Genomic DNA, 24,516 nt, shown 5'->3' with positions numbered 1-24,516 from the left:
TTTAATCAGCCCAGAAACTTACTGGAACCGATCCCTCGCTACCCAGACAATGATATACAGGACAATTCCCCTAAAAGTGCCATCAAAAAAGAGACTGTACGATAAGCACCTAAATAACTCATCGGACGGTCTCATTTTTTAATCAACGTACACTTCTAAAAGCAATACATCTGTCCTCCACAATATGCTGACTATTCATTTAGTAAACAATTGCCATTCATCTATACTTTAGTCACCCTGTTCTTGGACCATACCGCATTTACTTCTCCTCCGATAATAATCACAAGTCCGGTTAAATAAAACCAAAGCATTAATACGATTAATCCTCCAAGACTGCCGTATGTAGATGAATAGTTCGCAAATCTACTTACGTAAAATGAAAATGCCAAGGATGATCCAGCCCATCCAACACTTGCAAAAATTGCTCCAGGCAAAGCGTTCATGAATTTCATCTTTAGATTAGGCCCAACCCAATATATGATTAAAAATACAAAGGTAATTACAGCAATGGATATCCCCCAGCGTAACAAATCATAAACAAAGGATGGTTCAAAACCAAGGAAATCAAATACAATATTGAGAATGTATTTTCCAAACACCGGCAATAGTAAAGACACCACTACTACCAAGATTAATCCAATGGTTAAAATCAGAGCTAATCCTCTTACTTTAATAAATGATCTGGTTTCCTCAATATCATATGCATGGTTGAGTGCACGCATTATGGCGTTTGTCCCATTGGATGCAGACCAAATCGTTGCCAGGATCCCGAAGGATAATAAGCCGCCATTCTGGTTACTCATGATTTCTTTTAAACTTGCTTCTAATAGCTTTGCCGATTCTGCCGGTGCATACGTATGCAAGATGTCCATTATATCTGCTTGATTAACCGGTAAGAAAGGCAACAAAGTGATAACAAATATCAACAGCGGAAAAATGGATAGTAAGAAGTAATAGGCTAACTGTGCCGCTAGTCCTGTTACTTCATCATCTTTAATTTTTTCAACTAAATGTTTAATCATAGATTTATTTACATGCTGTTTTGCATCATTCATCCTGGAGCCACCTCTATTCAACTGATTCACCTTACTTAGTAGAAGTGGTACTTAAGCCATCAGATGAAGTGCTATTAGACTTGTCAGAAGATTTTTTGTCCACTAGAACTTCTTTTGTTTCTTTAATAACCCCTGCTACTTGCGGAGGCATTTCTTTCATTTCATCTACTTTTTCAGAGATAAATTGAACGTCTTGACCAATTTGATCGATGTTTGTACGAATTTTACCAGAAATATCTTTCACATTTTCCACAACTGAATTAGGATCTTTCGCTACCGATTTAAGATTGGTCAGCATATTTTGACCGCCTGTGATCACGGTATTGCGAGTATTCTTATCTAATAAACTAATCGCAAAACCTGCCGCTGCTCCACCTAAAATTGCCATCCACAGTTTACTTCCCTTTTGATTGCTTCTATTCATCATTATCCCTCCAGAATTAATATTACTTACTTATCTTATATTCATAGATTTACCTATAATGACGGATTTCTAAACATAAATGTCACTAGATTATTATTATTATTATTATTACTCGAGGCAGAAGTATTCTTATAATATTATTAATAAAATAATTCATTTGATATTTTTTTATAGAGTTTTAAGGGATTTAACTGTATTTTCACAATCGATTAATGATTTTCTTTGGGGTCGTTGTACTTAGTTTTAATAGTCAGTAACAGCGAAAACAAAATAAACAGGCACAGAATTTTAAACTTGAATTTGACAGATAACGAATTACATGGAATGATATTGCTAATATAAGTGAAGAAGGGATGAATGAAGTGGCAGATTTATCAATTAAATCCACTGAGAATATCAACTTGATGATTACGGGCATCCAAGAAAAATTACAAATGATCAATAGTTCCGCCATGCGACCAGACAGCTTTAATGAGAGTACTTATGAGGATTTATTAGAAATATATGAAATGGTCATGTCCAAGGATCGCTTCAGTCCCAGTGAAATGCAAGCAATTGTAGAAGAAATCGGAAATCTAAGAAAATAACTAAAGTAAAATAACTCCTCTGCTATCCTAGCAGAGGAGTTATTTTTTATTTAGATAGTAAAGCCAATGATTCTCTGTTAAATGCGGGAATATCATCTGGTTGTCTGCTTGTAACTAATTGCTCTCCACATACAAATACCTCTTCATCATGATAAGTGGCACCGGCATTTTCAATATCGACCTTAATCGATTTGTATCCCGCTACATCTCTTCCCTCAAGCGTCTTTGCGGTAATTAATAATTGCGGGCCATGGCATATCGCAAATACCGGTTTCTTTGCATCCATGAAAGCTTTCGTAAATGCAACAAAACGATCATCAGCTCTTAAAATGTCAGGTGAGAATCCACCGGGAATGAATAAAGCATCAAACTCTTCAGCCGTTACCTCATCAATTCCTTTTTGGATTTCCACTTTTTCTTTTCCTTGCTTTCCTTCAACTGTTTGTCCCTTTTCAATGCCGATTGTTACCACTTCATGACCTGCCTCCTTATAAGACTTGGCAGGATCTGTATATTCTACATCTTCAAACATATCTGTTATAACACATGCGATTTTTTTACTCATCTAATCAATCTCCTTTATAAAAGATAGTACATACCTATTTCTTCTTCCCCGGCAGGATTTTTATAAACATTAGCTGTTCACCATATCAAATAAAAACCAGCGTGAAATATATTCACACTGGTTCATCAGGTCATTCCTTGTTACTGTAAGCTTCCTTAGAGAAACTTCACCCCAAAAAGTCAGTCAGTTTCTGAGTAGATGAATGCTACATTCTATCAAAACAATTTGCTCTTCGATTACAAAAACGATAAATAACTTATTCTTAATGATTTCAAAACCATGATAAGTTAGTTACCAATTAAGGTTTTACGGGGCATGATGAGGATTTCCACACGTCTATTTTTCTCTCTCCCACTATCAGTATCATTGGAATATACCGGCTTAAATTCTCCAAATCCTTTTGCACTAAACCATTCTGGACTTAACCTTTTATTATCTTGCAGAAGCTTCATAAAATTGACAGCCCTCATAACGCTTAATTCCCAGTTCGATTCAAAGTCAGCATTACTGATCGGTACATTATCCGTATGTCCACTAATGATAATATTCCTCGGCGGTTCCATCACTAACAGGTCTGATATTTCCTTAGCTATTGTTTCGTCCTTCTCCCTGACCAACGCTATTCCTGAGTCAAATAAAACATTATCACTAATAGTTAATAACAGTCCTTCTTCTGTCAAAGAGGTTTTTAAGTTTTTCTTTAAATCGCTATCTTTAATATAAGCATCCAACTTCGCCTGAACTTCCTTAAGTTCTTCCATTTCAGGGCCAGGTGACTCTTTCCCCTCCTCTGATTTACCATCAAACTTTTCGGGATCTGTCTCTGTCATTATCCCCTCAGGCAATGGACTGGGATTTTCAAAAACACCCGTTCCTCCATCCAATGCTTCATTAAAAGCTTTAGATATTTCCGAAAATTTCTGTGCATCTACAGAGCTTGTAGCAAATAGGACAATAAATAACGCCAATAATAACGTCAATAAATCACTGTATGGGAGCAACCATGCTTCGGACATATGCTCTTCATGCCGAGATTTCTTTTTTCGCTTGGACATTGTTCCTCATCTCACCTTCCAACCATTTCTTTCTTTCCGCAGCAGGCAAATAAGAAGATAGTTTTTGCTCTATTGTCCTTGGTGCTTCACCTTCCAGGATAGATAGTATGCCTTCTACCATCATTTCTTTAATCCGTACTTCCTGAGTGGATTTTCTCTTTAATTTATTCGCAAACGGGTGCCACAACAAATATCCCGTAAAAATTCCCATTAATGTAGCAACAAATGCAGCACTTATAGCATGTCCCAGCACCTCTGTATCGCTCATATTGCCCAAGGCGGCAATCAACCCTACTACCGCTCCTAAAACTCCGAGAGTCGGGGCATAGGTACCAGCTTGTGTAAAAATCTGAACCCCAACTGCATGCCTATCTTGCATAGCATCAATTTCTTCTGAAAGAATGTCCCTGATATAATCAGCACTTTGTCCTTCTACTGCCAAATTTAAACCATTCCTCAAAAAGGGGTTTTCTACAGATTCCGAAATTTTTTCTAACGCCAGCAATCCCTCTTTACGTGCTGTTTGAGCCCATTCAGAAAATGTATGAATTAATTCTTCCTGTGAAATCATTACTTTTTCCGTAAAAATAATGGAAAGCAGTTTCGGAATCTTAATCAATTCATCAACCGGAAAAGCAACTGCAATGGCTGCAGCTGTTCCTAAAAAAATAATTAATATGGCAGCCGGATTAATGAGAACTGCTATATCAACACCTTTAAGAACCATTCCAACACCAACTGAAATGAAAGCCAAAATAATCCCTATGATCGAAGATTTATCCATATAATTCACCCGTTTTCTACTATTCTTTTATCTCTTCTAGTATCGACATTTAAGAGAATTCCTTTACATAAATTAATTGTATAAAGCTCAAGTTTATCGACAATTAGGTATAAAGACACAAAAAAAGTGATGAAAAATCATCACTTTTTCTAATAGATTAAAGACAAATAAATAGCTGGACAGATTAATTGAAGCTAACACTTATCTGTTAGCTATTATGTTCAGTTTGGCAACTCTGTTACAGGCCCTTACGTAAATATTTTGGTGGTTTTTAACAAATATGTCGAAGGTAACATGTTTTTGTAATATTAATGTAAATTAAACTCAATAATGCTGTAACCATAGAAACTAGTATTTTAGTTATAGTAAGAAAGTAGAGAAAAGGCGGTAGGATATCATAATGCTGCTAAAAAAACATTTTGGGGGTCAATATGAAAAAAATTATTATTGCTCTAGCTATTTTTCTGTCGTCCACACTTGTGTCTTTTGGACCATTTGAATCTGAAGCCTCAGCTGCTATGTCGAATAATAACATCAATAAAGTCATATCCACTGGAAAAAAATATATTGGAACGCCTTATCGATACGGCGGAACGACACCTAAGGGTTTTGATTGCTCTGGTTTTGTTGGTTACTCCTTCAAAAAAGGAGCAGGAAAGAATCTTCCAAGGACATCAACGAGTATGTATAAACAAGGAAAAAAGATTGCAAAATCTAAGCTTAAAAAAGGAGATTTAGTGTTCTTTAACACTTCCGGAAAAGGAGTCTCCCATGTCGCAATCTATATTGGAAGCAACAAAGTTATTCACTCAGTGTCTAAAGGTGTAAAAACTGACTCACTAAGCTCATCCTATTGGAAGAAACGCTATGTAGGAGCTAAGAGGTTATAAATTCAATTTTCCAGGCGGACATGTTTCGCCTTTTTATTTTGCTTATTTTTTTATACCCATCTGTAATAATTGAAAACCTTTTATTATATATACATTTAGAATTAATCATAAAACCCGAATCTCACTTTCTAGTAATAGCCCTAATAAGGCAAACTTGAACCGTCCGCATTAATTTAATCTCGTTGAAACGTATAGCATGGTCTCTGTTTGTTTATACATACTTTTACCTTAAGTTTAATTAGAATCCACCTTTGTAGAAATACTCCAACAGATTCACCGCAGCCAGTATTCGATTTCTATCGCTCTCATTATAGATTTGTATTCGCTTTTAGTATCTCCAGTTCTCTAATTACCTTCCATGCTTATTTCCATTTAAAACAAAAAAATAGCAGGAAACCTCAAAATGAAGTTTCCTGCTATTCAAATTCGAAAACGATTCGTAATAGTGGACAGGTTGGATAGTGACTCGAAAGACTGTTTTTCCCAACCTGCGTTGCAAGCCGGTTAGACTGCTTTTACGTTTTTCATATACTTGGTTAACATTTTATAGGCATGTTCTACACTTTCATCACTAGGAGATTGGATTCCGGCCAGTGGATATTTATAGCCCAGCGTTTCCCATTTATAAACACCCAGTTGATGATATGGCAAGATTTCTACCTTTTCAATATTATTCAGTGTACCTAAGAATTGTCCCATTCTTTCCAGATATTCGTCTTGATCATTAACAGTTGGAACTAATACATGTCTGATCCAAACCGGTTGGCCCTTGTCAGAAAGGTAACGGGCACATTCCAGGATGTGTTCATTTGGTTTACCCGTGAGCTTGATATGACGTTTGCTGTCTATATGTTTAATATCCAATAGGATTAAATCTGTATATTCAAGTAGTTCGTCAAATTGCTGCAAGAAATCGGGTGATTTGGAAAAACAACCTGCTGATGAATCAATGGTTGTATGGATTCCTTTTTCTTTACATAATTTAAATAGTTCTATTATGAACGGAATTTGCAGAAGCGGTTCACCGCCACTGACAGTAACTCCTCCGCCTGATGCATCCATGAATGGTTTATATAATTCTATATCTGCAACAATTTCTTCAGGACTCATTTGCTTGCCTGTGCCAATTTCCCAAGTGTCGGCATTATGACAATATTGGCAGCGCAATAAGCAGCCTTGGGTAAAAATAATGTAACGGATCCCTGGGCCATCTACTGTACCCATTGTTTCAACGGAATGAATGTTCCCGTATGTTGTCATGAGAACCCATCCTTTCTTTTGATGAAAATATCCATCTGACAGTTAAAAGTTAGTCTCCCTGATAATACAGGGAGACCTCCTAGTAACGTGCATAATTTATATTACATAGTTTCGTGGAACGTACGGTTAATAACATCAATTTGTTGCTCACGAGTCAACTTAATGAAGTTTACAGCGTATCCAGATACACGGATTGTTAATTGTGGATACTCTTCTGGATGTTCCATAGCAGCTAGCAATGTGTCACGGTTGAATACGTTGATATTCAAGTGGTGACCTTCTTTGGAAGCATAACCATCCAGGATTGCAGCAAGATTCGCTTCACGTTGTTCTTCTTCACGTCCAAGTGCTTTTGGAACCATGGAGAATGTGTTAGAAATACCATCTAAAGAGCAATCGTACGGAAGCTTAGATACAGAAGATAGAGAAGCTAAAGCACCTTTTGTATCACGTCCGTGCATTGGGTTCGCACCTGGTGCGAATGGTTCGCCAGCGCGACGTCCATCTGGAGTGTTACCAGTTTTCTTACCATATACTACGTTAGAAGTAATTGTAAGAATGGATTGTGTGTGCACAGAGCTGCGGTATGTTTTATGCTTTTTCAATTTTGTCATAAAGTTTCTAACAAGTTCCACTGCCAAGCTGTCAACACGATCATCATTGTTTCCGTATTTAGGGAAGTCGCCAATGATTTCAAAATCAACTGCTACTCCATTTTCATCACGAATTGGTTTAACTTGTGCATATTTAATTGCGCTTAATGCGTCAGCTACTACAGACAATCCAGCAATTCCAGCTGCCATTGTACGAAGGATTTCAACATCATGCAACGCCATTTCAATACGCTCATAGCTGTATTTATCATGCATGTAGTGGATTACATTCAATGTATTGATGTAAAGCTCTGCAAGCCATTCCATCGTACTATCGAAGTTAGCCATAACTTCATCAAAATCTAACACTTCAGAAGTAATTCGTTTGAAGTTCGGGCCGACTTGAATTTTAAGTTTTTCATCCACACCGCCGTTGATTGCATATAGCAATGCTTTCGCAAGGTTTGCACGAGCTCCGAAGAATTGCATTTGTTTACCAATACGCATAGCGGATACACAGCAAGCAATTCCGTAATCATCGCCGTATTCTCTGATCATGATATCATCGTTTTCGTACTGAATCGCACTTGTTTGGATAGACATTTTCGCACAGAAGCGCTTGAATCCTTCAGGTAACTTCGTAGACCACAACACAGTCAAGTTTGGCTCTGGAGCTGGACCAAGGTTTGCTAATGTGTGCAAGAAACGGAAAGAGTTTTTCGTTACAAGTGTTCTTCCGTCTAATGCCATACCACCGATTGATTCTGTTACCCAAGTAGGATCTCCACTGAACAATTGGTTGTAATCAGGTGTACGAGCGAATTTTACAAGACGGAGCTTCATGACAAAGTGGTCAACAATCTCTTGTGCTTCTTGTTCTGTTAATGTGCCTTCGCGAAGGTCACGTTCAATATAAATATCAAGGAAGGAAGAAGTACGTCCAAGAGACATTGCCGCACCATTTTGTTCCTTAATTGCAGCAAGATAACCGAAGTACAGCCATTGTACTGCTTCTTTTGCATTTGTAGCTGGTTTAGAGATATCGTATCCATAAATTTCTGCCAATTGTTTTAATTCACCTAACGCGCGAATTTGTTCACTTAATTCTTCACGTTGACGAATAACTTCTTCTGACATTGTTCTTAAACCGTAGTTTTTCAGATCTTTCTTACGTTCAGCGATTAAGAAGTCTACACCGTATAATGCTACACGACGGTAGTCACCGATGATACGTCCGCGTCCGTATGCATCTGGAAGACCAGTGATGATACCAGCTTTACGAGCAAGTTTCATTTCATCAGTATAAACATCGAATACACCTTGGTTGTGTGTTTTACGATAATCAGTGAAGATTTTTTGTACTTCTTCATCTACTGTAAATCCATAAGATTCTGCTGCAGCTACCGCCATACGGATACCACCGAACGGTTGAAGAGAACGTTTGAATGGTTTATCTGTTTGGAAACCAACAATTGTTTCAAGTTCTTTGTTTAAATATCCAGGACCGTGCGATGTAATAGTAGATACTACTTTAGAATCTAGATCAAGGACACCGCCTGCTTCACGCTCTAATTTAGCTAATTCCATTACTTGTTTCCATAATTCTTTTGTTGCTTCAGTTGCGCCTTCTAAGAATTCATCGTTTCCTGTATATGGAGTGATGTTTTTCATAATGAAGTCACGTGTGTTAACTTCTTTCTGCCAATCGCCGCCAGCAAAGCCTCTCCATGCATCTTTATTAGTTACTTTATCCATAACCATTGCCATTTTGTTTACCTCCTAATTTTACATTCAGGAATCTTCTTTTTATTACTAGTTGTTAATTTTCCGAATAAATATAACAGCTATCTATAGCTATATAATACACCTTGAATGTGAATTAGTGAACATGTAAATTATGACAATCCAGTGAAATCGGAATCAATGTTGTTAAATCAACATTTGTTATATAATTTCAAACAATTATGAATTTATAAGTTTGAGTTAACTTATAAATCTGTTATAGTAAAATCATCTATCCGCACATATCTGTACTATAAAAGGCATCTGTTTCTTTAATACAGATGCCTTGTGTACCATTATATAACAAATTTGTTATTTATGCACATCTCCCCTGTTTTTAAAGGCTTCCTTCGTCACAATATATTGTTCATGGTTTGTATGCTGTTCCTGATTTCCACCCGTTTCTGCATGATGCGGAAAATTTCCGGGGTGGCCTTTACGTTTATGATTAAAACCTTTGCCTCGAGCCATAACTAACCCTCCTTTCCCTTATCATCATTTTCTGCAGAAAGGTGAGAATTATGGCAGGTAAGTTGAGGCAATATAAAAAATAACACCCATTATTGATAACCATAAACCGCGTGTTTAAGCAATTTCGGAACAATTTCAGTGGAAAATGGGATATGGAGTCTTTCTGTACGCTTATGTGCATCCTTTCCATATGGACCTATATTTATGGCCGGTATATCCAGCTCCCCAATAACAGAAAGCGGAAGGTTATACCCTTTCCCATATAGCGGCATTTCATTTTCCAGCACCGACATAACTAAATCACGATCGCGTAATCGACAATAACTTACATCAGAAAGACCAGGGAAATAAGACAGTATCGTTATTTTCTCATTAAATTTCTTTTCAGCAATTACAACACAGTCTTCTACTATTTCTTTTGCTTTTTGATCCCTCTCATCCTCCTCCAAATAAACATGCGGATAATATGGCGGAGCAAGCATTATCATATAGAAAGGAGCCTCTGATTTAAAAAAGGCTGCCACCACGTCCGCAATTTCTGCTGTTAATTTAGCCATATTCATGCCTGAGTCCTGTTCAAGCAAAGCAATCTTTGCTTTTATTTCTTTAACGAACACATCACCATATTTTATGCGACCTTTTTGAAATAATTCATGATAGGAATATACTTTTGGCTTAATGATCGGCTTTCTTAAATTATTCTTGTCATATCCAAGTGAGTCATAAATCGTTGAAAGTCTCTCCGAAATATACTGACTGCTTTCTTCTACAATTGCTTTCAGCTTGTTTAAGATCTCTTCAGGATTTTGCTTCAGCGTAAGAATATTCGCAAGTACATATGCAGCTGTTGGTGTCTGGACATTATATCCTTCTTTTAAATCCATTAGTTTTAATGTAGTGGGCAGAGGATTTCGTTCCTCATGTTCATACTCTAGAAAAGCTAATGATAACTCCAGTTTGTCCGCAATTACACCTGCCATCCAGGCTGCATTCATCCCTTCGAGTGGTTCGCCCACATGGGTTTCCGTTCCTGCACAAAAAATTAGCGGGAGTAACTTACCTACAGATCCCGTATAGAAATATTTAGAACGATCTCCTGGGTAAGCCCCAAAACTTGGCTCCGAACAAATGACCACTTCCAAATCTAGTTGGAATTGATCCCTGATTTCTTTAACCATTTCCACTCCGGCAAACATACCTGCTGAATATCTCTCTTCGTCCGGAGTAGCCAAAAATAACAGATTATATTCCAAATCACTCTTTTCAGCCACTTCTGAAAATAATGCCATTTGTATGGCCAACCCTGCTTTCATATCCATAATCCCTCGTCCAAATATCCAGTCTCCCGACTTCAAATCCTCCTCTGCATCATCAGGAATTTTTTCGTCCGCCATAGCACTGGTACACTCCAATGGCGAGAAAGCCAGCGGTGCAAGACGACCATAATCCTCAACACCCACGACATCATAATGGCTTAATAAAATAATGGTTTTTTTGCTTTTTTTATTCCCTTTATAAAATCCAGCTATCGCTCTTCGATTTAAGATATCTCCTGGAATTTGTTTTCTGTATATTCGATCCGGGTATTTTTGAAAATAAGGCATTTCCATCAGGATTGCAGCAATTTCATCCTCCATACGCAACTCACCCCTTGTACCAGTAACACTTGGTACCCTCACAACCCGGTATAATAATTCCAAAATTCCTTCCTTAGAATTCCAGTGTCGCATGCCTCCACCCCTATTTTTCTCTATCTCTTCCTAAAATTATATCAGTAATATATGGAATATTCAGTTAAATGTTCGTTTGCAGGGTTCCTTTTTTTGATGTAGGAAAACAGATATGATACGGTATTCTTACAATTAAAGGAGCGATTGAAAAATGAATAATCCCATCATAATTAAAAAGATAACCCTCCATTATATTTCGATGGAATTGAAGAATCCTTTTACGACGAGTTTTGGTACTGTGAAAGACCGAGAAATGATTATTATTGAAATGTTAGATAAGGATGGTACTGTAGGATGGGGGGAATGCGTGGCTTTCCAGGAACCATGGTATACAGAAGAAACACTCCAAACAGCGGCGCATATGATGAAAGATTTTTTAATCCCCAAGCTACTTCAACAACCAATCCATCACCCAGATGAACTTCAGCAGCTTTTTTCTCCTGTTCGTAAAAATCCCATGGCCAAGTCAGCCTTGGAGGGAGCTGTATGGGATTTATATGCAAAGAAACATGATATTTCATTATCGAGAGTTTTGGGCGGTACAAAAACAGAGATTGAAACGGGGATCAGTATCGGACTTCAGTCCAGAGATACAGATTTATTCCACTTGATTGATCAAAGCCTTGAGCAGGGATATAAAAGAATCAAATTAAAAATTAAACCGGGCCGGGACATCTCTCTTATTCATACGGTCCGTAAAAGATATCCTTACTTACCGATTATGGCAGATGCCAACTCTGCCTATAGTTTAGCTGATATTGAACGATTAAAAGCGCTGGATGAATATGAACTAATGATGATTGAACAACCACTTCGTTTTGACGACATCTATGAACACAGTATTCTTCAAAAGGAAATCTCAACACCGATTTGTCTGGATGAAAGTATACAATCATTCGACAATGCTAAACAAGCAATCGCTTTAGGCAGCTGTAAAATCATTAATGTAAAAATAGGACGGGTTGGGGGATTCACAGAGGCTGTTAAAATCCTTCATCTTTGTGAAGCTGAAAATATCTCCATTTGGTGCGGCGGTATGCTTGAATCAGGAATAAGTCGTGCACACACCATTGCGCTCGCTTCCATGCCACAAGTTAACCTGCCCGGTGACATCTCAAGTTCGAGTAATTATTGGAAACAGGATATCACGTATCCTGAAGTTATTGTCCAAAACGGGATTATCCAAGTACCCGAACAAGCAGGATTAGGATTCGAAGTTGACCGAACTTGGTTAGCCTACTACTCTACACATAAAGAAATATTCACTTCCAAATAATGTGTATTCATTTTCTATATGGGTATAAAAATAGAAAACAAACAATTGGAGGGGATATTTATGACAAAGGAAAAGCAGCCCTTATCAAACAAAAAAATGGACAATCCTGAGAATTCTATGACAGACAAAGAGCATATGCTCGATAAATTTGAAGACGAACAACATGTAGATACAATTCCTATTGAGGATTTACGTGAAGAAGTTCTTGAAGAAAAAGACAAAACAGCTACGAAAAGCACCTCCTCGAGTGAAAAGAAATATGAACCTGAAAAACAGTAAGAGTACGGAATGCGTGGTTCAGCTGTAAGGTAATTTAAAAAATGGCCCATGCAGGCGATGTTTACTTTCGTTGCTATGAACTTGATGAAGTTGACCATTTGGACTTTGGAAAGTCCAAAAACGACTAAATAATAGTAGGGGATAGGTCTATCCCATGTGAGAAAGCGAAAAAAATAAAGAAGGAATTCAGTATATGGCCCATACAGAGCTATTCTGAATTCCTTTTGTCTACACTCTACTCTACTCATTAATTTTATAGAATTTTTTATTACAGGAAGACTATTTAAACAAAAAAAAGACTCAAATAGAGTCTTTTGAATGAATTAATTAAGCTTTTTGAACATTTGTAGCTTGTGGGCCACGTTGTCCTTGTTCTACTTCAAACGTTACGCTTTGACCTTCGTCTAAAGATTTGAAACCTTCGCTTTGGATTGCTGAGAAATGTACGAATACGTCTTCTCCGCCTTCACGTTCGATGAATCCAAAACCTTTATCTGCATTAAACCATTTCACTTTACCTTGTTCCATAATTGTTGCCTCCTAGTGTGAATCATACCCACACAATTTATTACTACTCTTGCTCAAATACCTTAGACGAAAAACAAAATTTATTCTCAATCTGAAACCGAACAAAAATAATTCTTCTTAAGAATAACATGCTATTTAAAAAATATCAAATATTAAGAATGATCAAGTTAATTTTACCGACACTTTTCCTGATATTTCTTTGCTAGATGATCCTAGTCTGTTCACATTGTACCTATAAAACATATATTATTATTTGCAAACTCAAAAAGAGCCGTCTAAATAACTTCGACAGCAAATGTATAAGAAGCCTCCCCATTTGACCATTTACCCCTCACTTCAATGACTTGCCTCCCTGTTTCTGAAGGCAGGGTTATTTCTTGACCGGATATCGGCAACTCTTTTACCACCTTTTTTTCATTCCATAAAAACACCTGCAATTCAGGCTTAGATCCATCATTGAAAGAAATGGCTGCAACAGAATCTTTATTAACTTTGCCTGCTCTCAATTTTAATTCTTCAGCAATTGATTAGGTGTCAGTGCATCTACATTAGCGGTCTCTGTAGTAAACCATTTTTCCACGCTCCATTCATACCCTCCTTTTGCTGATTCGAGTTCTTCTCCATTAATTTTGATAATGATAGAAGGCGGTTCTTTTAATTCACCATTCGTGCATCCTCCGATGTACAGTATAAGTAGGCTTAATCCTACTATATATATCCACTTTTTCATTGTATACCTCCAGTTCACATCTGTATAAATATTGCATAGTATAATAAACCAGTTCGTTAATTGGAGCGCAAAATCCTCTTTCCCAATAAAAAAATGACGTGCTCTTCATTCACACGCCATTCAACAATTTAGTATAAAGTTTTATTCCTCTGAATCTACATACCCATTGACAACCACAGACAATTTCCCAGTCGATGGATGAATAACCATTCCCGTTACCGGTATATGATTCGGCATTAAAGGATGATTCTTAACCAAATTGACACTTTCCGTTACCGATTCATTGACATTCGAAAAGCCTTTTACCCACTGCTTCACATTAATTCCTACGTGTTCCAGAGTAGAAAAGGTGTCTGCTGGAACTCCATTTTCAACCATTTGTCCAATTAATTGATCGGGATCCATCGCAGCCATACCGCAATCCTCATGACCAACGATAAATACCTCTTGCGCTCCCAGGGCATGAATTGCCACAAGGATTGAACGCATTACTCCGCCGAATGGATGATTTACGATTGCCCCAGCCGTTTTTATGATCTTAACGTCCCCATTGGCTATGTTCATTGCCTTTGGCAACAGTTCAACCAATCTGGTATCCATACAGCTTACAATAACGATCTTTTTATCCGGGAATTTTGTAGTTTGATATGGTAAATATTCTTTATTTTTTACAAATCCCTCATTATAAGCAAGAATTTCATCTAAAGTATTCATTTCTCTCTCCCCCTTCATATAACCTTACATTCATTGTACATAAGTGTTTATAATAGTTGAAATAATATACAATTTTATGTGAGGGAAACTTTAATCGATTAGATGCGTACACTATCATAATAAGGAAGGGGCTAAACGGTACTTCTGTAAAGACTAAATGAAAGGATCCATTTACGGTGAAAACAAAATTAAGTCTACTCGAGCCTTATGTACTTTCTATTTTTAAATATTTGCACACAAATCCTGAAATAAGCTGGAAAGAGCATGAGACTTCAGCCTTTATAGTACAACGATTGAGCGAAGAAGGGATTATATGCAAACCGTTCGACTCCTTTCCAGGTTTAGTTGCTGAAATTGGTTATGGAAAGCCAGTTATTGGTGTTCGCGCTGATATGGATGCACTTTGGCAAGAATGCGACGGAACTTATAAAGCTAATCATTCATGCGGACATGATGCGCACATGTCGATTGTATTGGGTGTAGCTTTGATGCTCAATGAGTTGTCTGCCATTGAAAAAGGAACTGTCCGTTTTATCTTTCAGCCAGCTGAGGAAACAGGTGAAGGTGCCAAGGCAGTTACGAACCTCGGAATTGTGGATGATGTTGATTATTTATACGGCCTGCATCTTAGGCCAATAGAGGAATTGCCTCTTGGGCTGGCAGCACCTGCTATTAATCACGGAGCAACCTATCATGTATCAGGAAAAATAATCGGAGAAGATGCACACGGAGCACGCCCGCATTTAGGGACAAGTTCTATAGAGGTCATGGTCATGATGCACCAGTTGCTTCAACAAATTAAACTGTCACCGATGAAACCTCACACCATTAAAATCACCCGATTTGAAACGGGCAATGAAAATTTAAATATCATACCAGGTACTGCTTTATTTGGAATTGATGCCAGAGCTCAGTCATATGATGATTTACGCATCATTAAGGAAAAAATACAACAATCATTCGCCCATTTAGAATCTATATTCAAGATCCGAATTCAGCTTGAACACCATCCGGATACACCGGCATCCATCATCTCCGACCAAGCAACTCATTTTATGGAAAAGGCTATATTAGATACATTAGGACGCGAGGGATTAAGTCCAATGGTCGTTACACCCGGAAGTGACGATTTTCACTTTTATACGAAACTTCGGCCATCCATAAAGGCGACGATGCTGGCGCTGGGTGCTGATTTAACTCCCGGACTCCATCATCCAAACATGACATTTAATCGTTCCTGTTTGATGCACGGGGTTGAAATACTGACAAGAGCAATCCTCCACACGTTAAAGGCTGAATCTCACTCATAAAGATTCAGCCTTTCGTTATATCCTATTCCAGCGCTTGTTCTATATCCTCCCATAGGTCTTGCCAGTTTTCTAATCCTACAGATACACGCAGCAACTGGTCTGTTAAACCCATTTCCAATCGTTCTGACCTTGGAATAATGGCATGTGTCATGGAAGCTGGGTGACAAATCAATGTTTCGACATCCCCCAAGCTGACTGCAATTTTAATAAGTTTCATCCGGTTAAGGAAGGCTTGAGCATCCTCTTTACTGCCTTTTATTTCGAATGCAATGATCCCTCCCGGCTGACGCATTTGTTTCATAGCTGCCTCATATCCCACATTTTGCTGATCTCCAGGAAAATAAATACGCTCGACTTTCGGATGTTCTTTTAGTTTTTCATATAATTTTTGAGCATTTTCGCTATGGCGGTCCATGCGTATTGGCAAGGTCTTAATTCCCCTTAGCAACAGCCAGGCGTCAAAAGGAGCCATAATTCCACCGACATCCTTTAAAATTGTTTTTCTTACTCGTGAGATAAATTCATGAGACCCAGCAGCTAAGCCTGCCACTACATCCCCATGACCGCAAATATACTTTGTTGCACTGTGGACAACAACGTCGCAACCCAACTGTAGAGGCTGTTGTAAGTATGGAGATGGAAATGTATTATCTACAATGACTGGGATGCCATTTCTTTTAGCCACCCTTGCCACCATTTCCAAATCAATGACTCTCATAGTTGGATTAATCGGTGTTTCAACAAATATGCAAGCTGTCTCGGGCTTAATGCAATCCTGTATCTGTTCTTCTGTTTCCATTGGGCTAAAATCATACCCAATATTATATTTTTCTTTCATCATTACTAATAAATCAAAAGTGCCACCATATATACCAAGTGAGCAGAGAATATGGTCATTTGCTTTTGTCATTTCCATTAGAACAGCTGATACAGCAGCCATACCCGAACCAAATGCAATCCCTTCTTCCGCTCCTTCCATTACAGCAATCTTTTCTTCTAAAGAACGTACGGTTGGATTGCCTAATCTCGAATAGATAAATCCATTATCTGTACCCGCAAATCGCTGTTCCCCCTGTTCAGCAGATTCAAAAGTAAAGGTGGAAGTTTGGTAGATCGGCATAGATAAGCTTCCCAGATGTTCGTTTGAATCATATCCGGCATGAATAGCCGCCGTTTCAATATGCGTATATTTTTTTTTCATCATGCTTCCCCCTAAATGTTAAAAATTCAATCAATCTCCCTTCTCTATCATATGGCATATAACCAAAAATTGTAAACCAACTTTTCTGAAATCAAATGTTTCTACTTTCCGCTTGATCACCTGTCAGAATAAAGGGGTAACACCGATTTCTAAACTAGATATAGTTTTCATTAACAAAGCTGATTAATAAAAATAAAAAAGGCCTTTGCAAAGACCTTTTCACCTATGTATAACTTCAGCCCATTCACCATTTACAGTTTTAAGGAGAGCAGGTACATTTAATTTCATTTGAACTCCTACTTTCCCTGCGCTGACGATGATCTTATCCTGTTTTTTAGCTGATTCATCTATGTATGTTCGATACTGCTTTTTCATCCCAACCGGAGAACAGCCTCCTCGAATATAACCTGTCCATTTTTGAATATCTTTCATAGGGAGCATCTCAATTTTCTTTTCGCCGCAAACTTTAGCTGCCTTTTTTAAATCCAGCTCACAATCTACAGGAATCACGAAAACATAAATTTCGCCACTTCCCGAAATGGTGACGAGTGTCTTATAGACAAGTTGAAGATCCTCCCCAATCTTTTCTGCAACGGAAAGGCCATCAATTTTTCCATCCCGATTATCGTACTGTAATATTTCATATTCAATCTTTTTTTGATCCAGTATCCGCAATGCATTCGTCTTTACCTTCCCCACTTCAACTCTTCCTCTCAAAATCGGCCCGATTTAAAAATGGAATAAAGTAAATAAAGTACCATTAAAGTTGCAATAATGGAACCAATCTCTATAATAGGCACTTGCCATAAAATAGAATGACCGCCTCTTGAAGATGAGCCTATGATCAAACCTGCCATAATAATACTAAAAGAGAGCAGAATGATGGCATAAGAAAGCTGGTTCCCTACCTTATCCATTTTACCAAGAAATATATCGAGTTGCGGTACTTTTATTTGCACATTGAATTTACCCTCTTTTAGCTTATTTATCAATTCGTTTAAGCTTCGAGGCATTTCGCTTAAGATATCCGAGTATTCCACAACCATATTCCATAAAGAGTCTGTTAGGTTTTTAGGCTTCAATCTCTCCTTGATCAGCTTTTCTCCAAATGGTTCTACCACATCAATGATGTTGAACTCTGGATTTAAAGTCTCTACCACCCCTTCAACCGCAAGAAAGGTTTTACCCAGCATAGTCAAATCAGATGGAATACGGATATGGTGTAAATAGGTTAAAGTAAAGAAATCATTTACTGCATCACTCATATTTAAGGTGTTTAAAGGCTGTCCATAATACTTATCGATAATTTCCTCCACGTCAGATCGCAATTTATCATAATTAATATCATCAGGTGTGAAGCCCAGTTTCAAGAGTGCACGCATGACACTATCCGTATTACCTCGTTTTAGTGCAATAATCAATGTCGCAAATGCATACTTTATCCGTGTATCAAGATGCCCAATATTACCGAAATCAATAAAAACAATCCGATCGCCTGGCTGAATCAGGACATTTCCTGGATGAGGATCTGCATGGAACAAGCCTGTGATTAAGATTTGATTCATCATCGCATCTGTAAAGCGTTCGCTGATTAATCGCCTGTTAAAACCAAGTTCATCGAGCATATTAATATCGTTAATTTTAATACCTTCCACATATTCCATCGTTAATACTCGCTTAGTAGAGTAGTCCCAATAGATAGATGGTATCTTAATTTTTTCATTTCCGATAAATTGATTGGCGACTTTTTCGGCATTCCTTCCCTCTATCCCATAATCCAGTTCTTGATGTAAAGATAGGGAAAATTCATCCACTATATCACTTATTCCATAATCTCTTGCCCAGCTAAATCGTTTTTCTGCCAATCTCGCTATATTATGCAGAATTTCAAGATCTGTCTCAATATTCCCCTGAATATTGGGACGTTGGACTTTCACAGCCACCTGTTCTCCTGTATGAAGAACAGCTTTATGCACTTGACCAATGGAAGCTGCAGCCAATGGTTCCTCCGTAAAGTCGGCAAACAGTTCATTAATTGATGATTCCAGATTATTTTCGATAATCTTTTTAGCTTCTTCTGGGGAGAAGGCAGGCACATGATCCTGTAGCTTTTCCAGTTCTAGAATAACGGAAGGAGGAACAATATCGGGTCTTGTGCTCAACATCTGTCCAAGCTTAACAAAGGTCGGACCCAATTCCTCAAGAATGGCGCGAACCCGCTCGGCAGCTGGCCGATTTTTAACCTCCTTGCCTTCAAAAGTCCACTGCCCACCAAACGGTAACATATCGGATAAACCAAGTTCTTTTGCAATCGATCCGAAGCCATTATGTATCATGGCGCGGATGATATCCTGATACCGATTAAAGTGACGTATCCTCTTTTTTAGCACCTGCTTTCCCCCTAACCTACTCAGTCATAAACGTGTATCCTTATTGGTTTTCCGCTTCTAACAAAGCAATTCGATTTTCCAGCCGTTTAATGTCTTCTTTTGTGGCAAGATCCATTTCAGCCATACGTTGCTTAACCTTTAAGTTTATTTGTTGTTCAAATTCTGTCCGGGCTTCATCTCCCTTTTTCACCAGTTCATCAACCATTGATTTGGATTCAGCACGAGATACCTCGCCTTTTTTTACCAATTCATCCACTAATTTTTCAATTTGTTCCTTACTGGTTACAGCTGCTCCAATTCCCATAGAGAACGTCTTATTTATGATATCTCTAATCATCACTTACTTCTCCTCCTTCTAATTTATGGTCGATAGAATGCGGTAAACAAAGTAATTTCCTTTATTACCTTTCCTCCGTCAGATTAAAACAAACTTATAAATTGTGTATTTTTTGTGAATAGTTAAAATTGTCTGTTGAAAAAAAGAAGACAGTGCCATTAGGCAGTCTTCTATTATGAATCATTACATAATGTCTGTTTCTTTTTCTGTACCAAATATAATTCCATTTTCTTTCCGGGAGCGCTCAGTGACTTCCAGTACGTCTCTACTTATTTCTACCAATTGTTGGTAGTCAGCCTGTTTGTCATGCTTGATTATATCGACAAATGCTTCAATTTCGTAGGTCATATCATTCTCTTTTTGAGGGATGGAAAATGGTTCACACACTTTCGTTTCTCTATTAATATACTCAAGCTTTTGAATCGTTCCTGATCCAGGAAAAATTATGTTCCCCGACTCTCCATGGATTTCATTTGACCCATAGGAATTCACAATTTTCGAGCATACAATTGTACATACAAACTCTGCATATTGGAGTACCAGTGTTCCTCCTCCATCTACTCCACTTTCAAGCATAACAGGAGTATAGCTTGTGGAAATAGGTTTTCCGAAAAGAGCGATGGCCATAGATAAAGGATAAACCCCAAGGTCCACCAAGGCTCCACCTGAATAGTCAGCTGAGAAAATATTAGGAACTTCTCCCTCCAGGAACTGATCATATCTCGAGGAATATTTCATATATTGTAAATTTACATTGCGAATTCTTCCCACCCGCTTTATATTGTCTTGCAGTAATTTAAAGTTTGGTGTATGAATGGTTCGAATAGCTTCAAAAAGATACATATTGTTCTTTTTAGCTGTTTGATAGGCCTTATTTAATTCGCCCATATTCGAAAATAATGGTTTTTCACAAATGACATGTTTTCTATTCTCGAGCATTAATATCGCTTGTTCGAAATGGCATGAATTCGGAGAAGCGATATAGACAATATCAATTTCTTCACATTTGGCCAGTTCTTCCAGTTGATTAAAGACAAGATCAACACCGTGCTCATTGGCAAATCGGGAGGCCTTATCCAAGTTTCTGGAATAAACCGCCTTCAGATGGAGGCCTTCACTTTCCGATACTGCATTTATAAACCTTTCAGTAATCATACTTGTACCAATTGTCGCTAGATTCATAACTAACCTCTCCCTTGCCTATCAAAATAAAAACCATCATTTAAAATAAATACTAATGTATGTATACTGTTACCCAATTTACCTGACATACGGTACCTAAAACGAAAAATAATTTTATAATGGGCTGCCTGTACATAAATCATATCAAAAAAAGAACCGCCTATATCAAAATATAATATAGTTTAGTACATAAAGCATCGGCTGATATATATGATGATCCTCCCGAATACCGTAGTACCTTGCTCATCAATCTTATATAAAAGGGAAATAGAGCCGTTGAATAAAAAAAAGAGACTAAAACAGCCTCTTTCTATTAATCCTCATCTCTTGCATCCCAATCTTCAGGAATCGGCTCTGTTAACCATTCCTGGAATAGCTTTTTATATTCCTGCAGCTGCTCTTGATAATTAGTAAATTGGTCGGTGTTAATCAAATATTGTTCTCCATCAAATACAGCTCGGATTTTCTTTTGCTTAATTAGTGTTTCAAGATAGGATTCCGGCAATGATAAGTTTTCTGCTGTTTCTTTTACGGAAAGATACACTGATCATCCACCTCTTGTCCCAAAAATAGTTTTTCATTTAGTCTATCATATTTTTTAACGTTCTTCATTCAGATGAGGATTACGTTGCACAAACTAGAGATAATATAGGGATAACCACTTCTATTATGTATCTGTATTTTTACTGTTTTATTCCAAGCTGAAAAGATCTTAAATCTATTCTCCTGATTATTAACTATTTTAAAATAACTTATTTTTAAAATTTAGTGATAAATTACACGAATGTAAAGGTCCCGTAAATTTGTGTTAAACATTTGTAATTAGTATTTACTTTCATCGTTTGGTTCATAATAATTATACTTAGAAAAAAGTTTTCCAAAATAATAATGAGGTGTAAATAGTGGATGTAAGTATTCAACAGATGCTTTTTGAGTTTCTTGGCGGACTTGGTATCTTCCTGTTTGGTATTAAATACATGGGAGATGGACTCCAAAAATCTGCAGGAGATCGGCTAAGAGATTTATTGGACAAATATACAACTAACCCTATTATGGGAATTTTGGTCGGTATCCTGGTTACTGTTTTAATACAAAGTAGTTCAGGCACAACGGTTATCACGGTCGGATTGGTAAGTGCCGGATTTATGACACTTCGCCAGGCGATTGGTGTCATTATGGGGGCCAATATCGGGACAACCGTAACAGCCTTCATTATCGGTATTGATGTCGGTGAATACGCATTGCCAATTATCTTTGTCGGTGCATTTCTGTTATTCTTCTTTAAAAACCAAAAGCTACACAACTTCGGTCAAATCCTATTTGGATTCGGATTATTATTCTATGGCTTAGAGCTTATGAGCAGCGGGATGAAGCCACTTCGTTCCTTCGAATGGTTCCATGATTTAACTGTCAGCTTAAGTGATTATTCCATACTCGGCGTTTTAGTAGGAACTGTCTTTACATTACTCGTACAAAGCTCTAGTGCGACAATCGGGATCCTTCAGGGATTATTTGGCGAAGGGCTTATTGACCTGCAAGGTGCTTTGCCGGTACTATTCGGAGATAATATCGGAACAACCATTACTGCTCTGCTTGCGTCAATTGGCGCATCGATTGCAGCCAGACGCGCAGCTTGCGTACACATACTTTTTAATGTGTTCGGTACCATCATCTTTATGATTCTGCTCGTTCCGTTTACCGCTCTTATTAATTGGTTCCAGCAAACACTTGGATTGAATCCGGAAATGACCATCGCCTTTGCACACGGAACATTCAACATTACGAATACACTGATCATGATTCCATTCATAGGTGGATATGCTTGGATTGTTACTAAACTCATTCCTGGAAAGGATACTGTGATTGAGTATAAACCTGAGCATCTAGATGAAAGAATCATCGACCAATCCCCTTCCATTGCCCTTGGACAGGCGAAAAAGGAAACATTGCGAATGGGTGAGTTTGCGATTAAAGGATTGGAAGAAACGTATAACTACTTGTTAACGAATGAAACTTCTTCATTGAATACAGGCAATCAAATCGAAGAGGCTCTTAATAATTTGGATCACAAAATAACAGATTATCTTGTTAAAGTCTCAACAAGTTCATTGTCTGCCCATGAATCTGATGAGCATAATATTCTGATGCATACAATCACAGATATTGAGCGAATTGGAGATCATTTCGAGAATATCCTTGAATTTGCAGAGTATAAAAAAACGAATAAAGCAACATTCACAGAAGAAGCCACAGAGGGCATGTCTCAAATGTTCACTACTACTATTGAAGCTGTCAAAGAAGCAATCGCAGCCATAGAACATAACGATAAACAAAGGGCATACAAGGTGCTTGAGTTGGAACGTAAAATCGATAAGATGGAGCGCCAATTCAGAAAGCAGCATGTCATCCGTTTAAATAATGGAACATGTTCTGCACAAGCAAGCCTCGTTTACGTTGATATTTTAAGTAATCTCGAACGAATCGGCGACCATGCGAAAAACATCGCTGACACAATTATCGGTGAACAAGAATAAAAAGAAGCTGAAACAAAAAATTAAACCGAACTATTTTTAAAAGAATAGTTCGGTTTTTATTATTCTTCATCCTTGAATATAATTATTTGACTTCAGAAGTAGGTATTTACACATTCATTATGCCACTATTATAATACCTTCTAACTTACCCTCTAAAATATATTCTTCTATTTTCAATCATTCATACATGGTCTAATCAAAACCATCAGATTATACTGTCAATCTAACAGGTTTATTACTATAAATATAGGTTAAATAGTATTTTTTGATTTGAAAACGTTTTCTTAGAGCAAATTATTTTGTGAATATATACACAAGGAGTATGCTTAGAGTAGAGAAATTATGGTTATATAAAAATAACTAATTTAATTTTTTGCTATAACAAACAGAAATGGGGTATTTGCTATGTCAGACACAATCTTCTCCAGTTGCTTCACAAGAAGAATTGTTAACTCAATTATCAAAACCAGAAGTTCAGGAATCATTAATTACTCTATTAAATCAATTACCACAATTAACTGAAGTTGTAACTGCTATGAACAAATCTTATGAATTTGCTCAATCCATCGCTACTGATGAAGTATTGGTAAATGATTTTGCTAATACAGCGAAGGAATTTGCAGAGCCTGTTACAAAAACAGCCAAACAGATAGCTGTCAATGCAATGGAAGCAAAAGAAAGAGCTGAACAAAGCAAAGAAGTCATCAGTGTATTTGGTTTAATGAAAATGCTAAAAGATCCTCAAATCCAAAAGGTTCTTCGTTTCGCAAGTGCTTATCTTCAAGTAAGCAACGAACGTTCTAAATAAACCTTTTCCATTAACGTAAATCAGTACTTAT

At 37.5% G+C, this 24,516-nt stretch carries 26 protein-coding genes; 7 read left to right on the top strand and 19 right to left on the bottom strand.

Features of this window, described 5'->3' with window-relative positions:
- Positions 1–221 precede the first annotated feature (221 nt).
- Both AC4G3K_RS14975 and AC4G3K_RS14970 read right to left on the bottom strand, forming a co-directional pair.
- Positions 222–1,055, bottom strand: coding sequence for a YihY/virulence factor BrkB family protein (locus tag AC4G3K_RS14975; protein ID WP_491133807.1), 834 nt, complete (start codon positions 1,053–1,055; stop codon positions 222–224).
- A 31-nt stretch (positions 1,056–1,086) separates the two neighbouring features.
- Positions 1,087–1,482 carry a YtxH domain-containing protein gene (locus AC4G3K_RS14970; RefSeq protein ID WP_491077826.1) on the bottom strand — a complete coding sequence of 132 codons (396 nt, stop codon included), beginning with the start codon at positions 1,480–1,482 and terminating at the stop codon, positions 1,087–1,089.
- 359 nt (positions 1,483–1,841) lie between these two features.
- Between AC4G3K_RS14970 and AC4G3K_RS14965 the strand changes: the two genes are divergently transcribed.
- Positions 1,842–2,066: a DUF1128 domain-containing protein gene (locus AC4G3K_RS14965; protein ID WP_491077825.1), complete on the top strand. Its 225-nt coding sequence runs from the start codon at positions 1,842–1,844 to the stop codon at positions 2,064–2,066.
- A 46-nt stretch (positions 2,067–2,112) separates the two neighbouring features.
- On the opposite strand, the gene AC4G3K_RS14960 is transcribed toward AC4G3K_RS14965, so the two are convergent.
- The 3 genes from AC4G3K_RS14960 to motA form a co-directional block, all read right to left on the bottom strand.
- The gene (locus tag AC4G3K_RS14960; protein WP_491133806.1) at positions 2,113–2,631 is read right to left on the bottom strand and encodes a type 1 glutamine amidotransferase domain-containing protein; all 519 of its coding nucleotides are present in this window, start codon (positions 2,629–2,631) and stop codon (positions 2,113–2,115) included.
- A gap of 287 nt (positions 2,632–2,918) precedes the next feature.
- Positions 2,919–3,686: a flagellar motor protein MotB gene (motB, locus tag AC4G3K_RS14955; RefSeq protein WP_491133805.1), complete on the bottom strand. Its 768-nt coding sequence runs from the start codon at positions 3,684–3,686 to the stop codon at positions 2,919–2,921.
- Entirely contained in the window at positions 3,655–4,470 is an 816-nt protein-coding gene (gene motA / locus AC4G3K_RS14950) for a flagellar motor stator protein MotA (protein WP_491133804.1), read from the bottom strand. The genes motB and motA overlap by 32 nt, the downstream gene beginning before the upstream one ends.
- Before the next feature lie 431 nt (positions 4,471–4,901).
- On the opposite strand from motA, the gene AC4G3K_RS14945 reads away from it, so the two are divergent.
- Positions 4,902–5,360, top strand: coding sequence for a C40 family peptidase (locus tag AC4G3K_RS14945; RefSeq protein ID WP_491077821.1), 459 nt, complete (start codon positions 4,902–4,904; stop codon positions 5,358–5,360).
- Positions 5,361–5,864: 504 nt separating this feature from the next.
- Here the strand turns inward: AC4G3K_RS14945 and pflA are convergent.
- The 4 genes from pflA to AC4G3K_RS14925 all read right to left on the bottom strand — a co-directional run bounded on the left by pflA (position 5,865) and on the right by AC4G3K_RS14925 (position 11,196).
- Positions 5,865–6,620 (bottom strand): pyruvate formate-lyase-activating protein, encoded by a 756-nt coding sequence (gene pflA / locus AC4G3K_RS14940; RefSeq protein WP_491133803.1) that lies wholly within the window; start codon positions 6,618–6,620, stop codon positions 5,865–5,867.
- Between the two features lie 101 nt (positions 6,621–6,721).
- Complete coding sequence (pflB, locus tag AC4G3K_RS14935; protein WP_491077819.1) at positions 6,722–8,980, bottom strand: formate C-acetyltransferase; 2,259 nt, start codon at positions 8,978–8,980, stop codon at positions 6,722–6,724.
- Between the two features lie 327 nt (positions 8,981–9,307).
- Complete coding sequence (locus AC4G3K_RS14930) at positions 9,308–9,466, bottom strand: hypothetical protein (protein WP_491133802.1); 159 nt, start codon at positions 9,464–9,466, stop codon at positions 9,308–9,310.
- A gap of 89 nt (positions 9,467–9,555) precedes the next feature.
- Positions 9,556–11,196, bottom strand: a complete 1,641-nt coding sequence (locus tag AC4G3K_RS14925; RefSeq protein ID WP_491133801.1) for a M20/M25/M40 family metallo-hydrolase — start codon at positions 11,194–11,196, stop codon at positions 9,556–9,558.
- A 151-nt stretch (positions 11,197–11,347) separates the two neighbouring features.
- On the opposite strand from AC4G3K_RS14925, the gene menC reads away from it, so the two are divergent.
- A complete protein-coding gene (menC, locus tag AC4G3K_RS14920; protein WP_491133800.1) occupies positions 11,348–12,472 on the top strand; it encodes an o-succinylbenzoate synthase in 1,125 nt (374 codons plus the stop codon).
- Positions 12,473–12,532: 60 nt separating this feature from the next.
- Complete coding sequence (locus AC4G3K_RS14915; protein ID WP_491077815.1) at positions 12,533–12,751, top strand: YczO family protein; 219 nt, start codon at positions 12,533–12,535, stop codon at positions 12,749–12,751.
- Positions 12,752–13,078: 327 nt separating this feature from the next.
- Here the strand turns inward: AC4G3K_RS14915 and AC4G3K_RS14910 are convergent, their stop codons facing one another.
- From AC4G3K_RS14910 to AC4G3K_RS14895, 4 genes are all read right to left on the bottom strand, one after another.
- Positions 13,079–13,279, bottom strand: a complete 201-nt coding sequence (locus AC4G3K_RS14910; protein WP_050614125.1) for a cold-shock protein — start codon at positions 13,277–13,279, stop codon at positions 13,079–13,081.
- Between the two features lie 275 nt (positions 13,280–13,554).
- A complete protein-coding gene (locus AC4G3K_RS14905; protein WP_491077814.1) occupies positions 13,555–13,785 on the bottom strand; it encodes a hypothetical protein in 231 nt (76 codons plus the stop codon).
- A 2-nt stretch (positions 13,786–13,787) separates the two neighbouring features.
- Positions 13,788–14,009 carry a hypothetical protein gene (locus tag AC4G3K_RS14900; RefSeq protein ID WP_491077813.1) on the bottom strand — a complete coding sequence of 74 codons (222 nt, stop codon included), beginning with the start codon at positions 14,007–14,009 and terminating at the stop codon, positions 13,788–13,790.
- A 141-nt stretch (positions 14,010–14,150) separates the two neighbouring features.
- The gene (locus tag AC4G3K_RS14895) at positions 14,151–14,723 is read right to left on the bottom strand and encodes a beta-class carbonic anhydrase (protein ID WP_491077812.1); all 573 of its coding nucleotides are present in this window, start codon (positions 14,721–14,723) and stop codon (positions 14,151–14,153) included.
- A gap of 176 nt (positions 14,724–14,899) precedes the next feature.
- On the opposite strand from AC4G3K_RS14895, the gene AC4G3K_RS14890 reads away from it, so the two are divergent.
- Entirely contained in the window at positions 14,900–16,033 is a 1,134-nt protein-coding gene (locus tag AC4G3K_RS14890; protein ID WP_491133799.1) for an amidohydrolase, read from the top strand.
- A gap of 22 nt (positions 16,034–16,055) precedes the next feature.
- On the opposite strand, the gene megL is transcribed toward AC4G3K_RS14890, so the two are convergent.
- The 6 genes from megL to AC4G3K_RS14860 all read right to left on the bottom strand — a co-directional run bounded on the left by megL (position 16,056) and on the right by AC4G3K_RS14860 (position 21,687).
- Complete coding sequence (megL, locus tag AC4G3K_RS14885) at positions 16,056–17,234, bottom strand: methionine gamma-lyase (RefSeq protein WP_491077810.1); 1,179 nt, start codon at positions 17,232–17,234, stop codon at positions 16,056–16,058.
- Positions 17,235–17,453: 219 nt separating this feature from the next.
- A complete protein-coding gene (ybaK, locus tag AC4G3K_RS14880) occupies positions 17,454–17,933 on the bottom strand; it encodes a Cys-tRNA(Pro) deacylase (protein ID WP_491077809.1) in 480 nt (159 codons plus the stop codon).
- A gap of 14 nt (positions 17,934–17,947) precedes the next feature.
- Positions 17,948–19,624 (bottom strand): ABC1 kinase family protein, encoded by a 1,677-nt coding sequence (locus AC4G3K_RS14875; RefSeq protein ID WP_491077808.1) that lies wholly within the window; start codon positions 19,622–19,624, stop codon positions 17,948–17,950.
- Positions 19,625–19,664: 40 nt separating this feature from the next.
- Positions 19,665–19,961: a phasin family protein gene (locus AC4G3K_RS14870; RefSeq protein ID WP_491077969.1), complete on the bottom strand. Its 297-nt coding sequence runs from the start codon at positions 19,959–19,961 to the stop codon at positions 19,665–19,667.
- Positions 19,962–20,144: 183 nt separating this feature from the next.
- A complete protein-coding gene (locus AC4G3K_RS14865) occupies positions 20,145–21,143 on the bottom strand; it encodes a Gfo/Idh/MocA family protein (RefSeq protein ID WP_491077807.1) in 999 nt (332 codons plus the stop codon).
- A 313-nt stretch (positions 21,144–21,456) separates the two neighbouring features.
- Entirely contained in the window at positions 21,457–21,687 is a 231-nt protein-coding gene (locus tag AC4G3K_RS14860; RefSeq protein ID WP_491077806.1) for an excisionase family DNA-binding protein, read from the bottom strand.
- Positions 21,688–22,045: 358 nt separating this feature from the next.
- Between AC4G3K_RS14860 and AC4G3K_RS14855 the strand changes: the two genes are divergently transcribed.
- Positions 22,046–23,677 (top strand): Na/Pi cotransporter family protein, encoded by a 1,632-nt coding sequence (locus AC4G3K_RS14855; protein WP_491077805.1) that lies wholly within the window; start codon positions 22,046–22,048, stop codon positions 23,675–23,677.
- Between the two features lie 391 nt (positions 23,678–24,068).
- Positions 24,069–24,485: a DUF1641 domain-containing protein gene (locus tag AC4G3K_RS14850; protein WP_491133798.1), complete on the top strand. Its 417-nt coding sequence runs from the start codon at positions 24,069–24,071 to the stop codon at positions 24,483–24,485.
- Positions 24,486–24,516: the final 31 nt, after the last annotated feature.

This window comes from Bacillus sp. z26 (assembly GCF_058313635.1).
The sequence above is the reverse complement of the archived record's forward strand: the minus strand, read 5'-3'. Positions and strand labels throughout refer to the sequence as shown.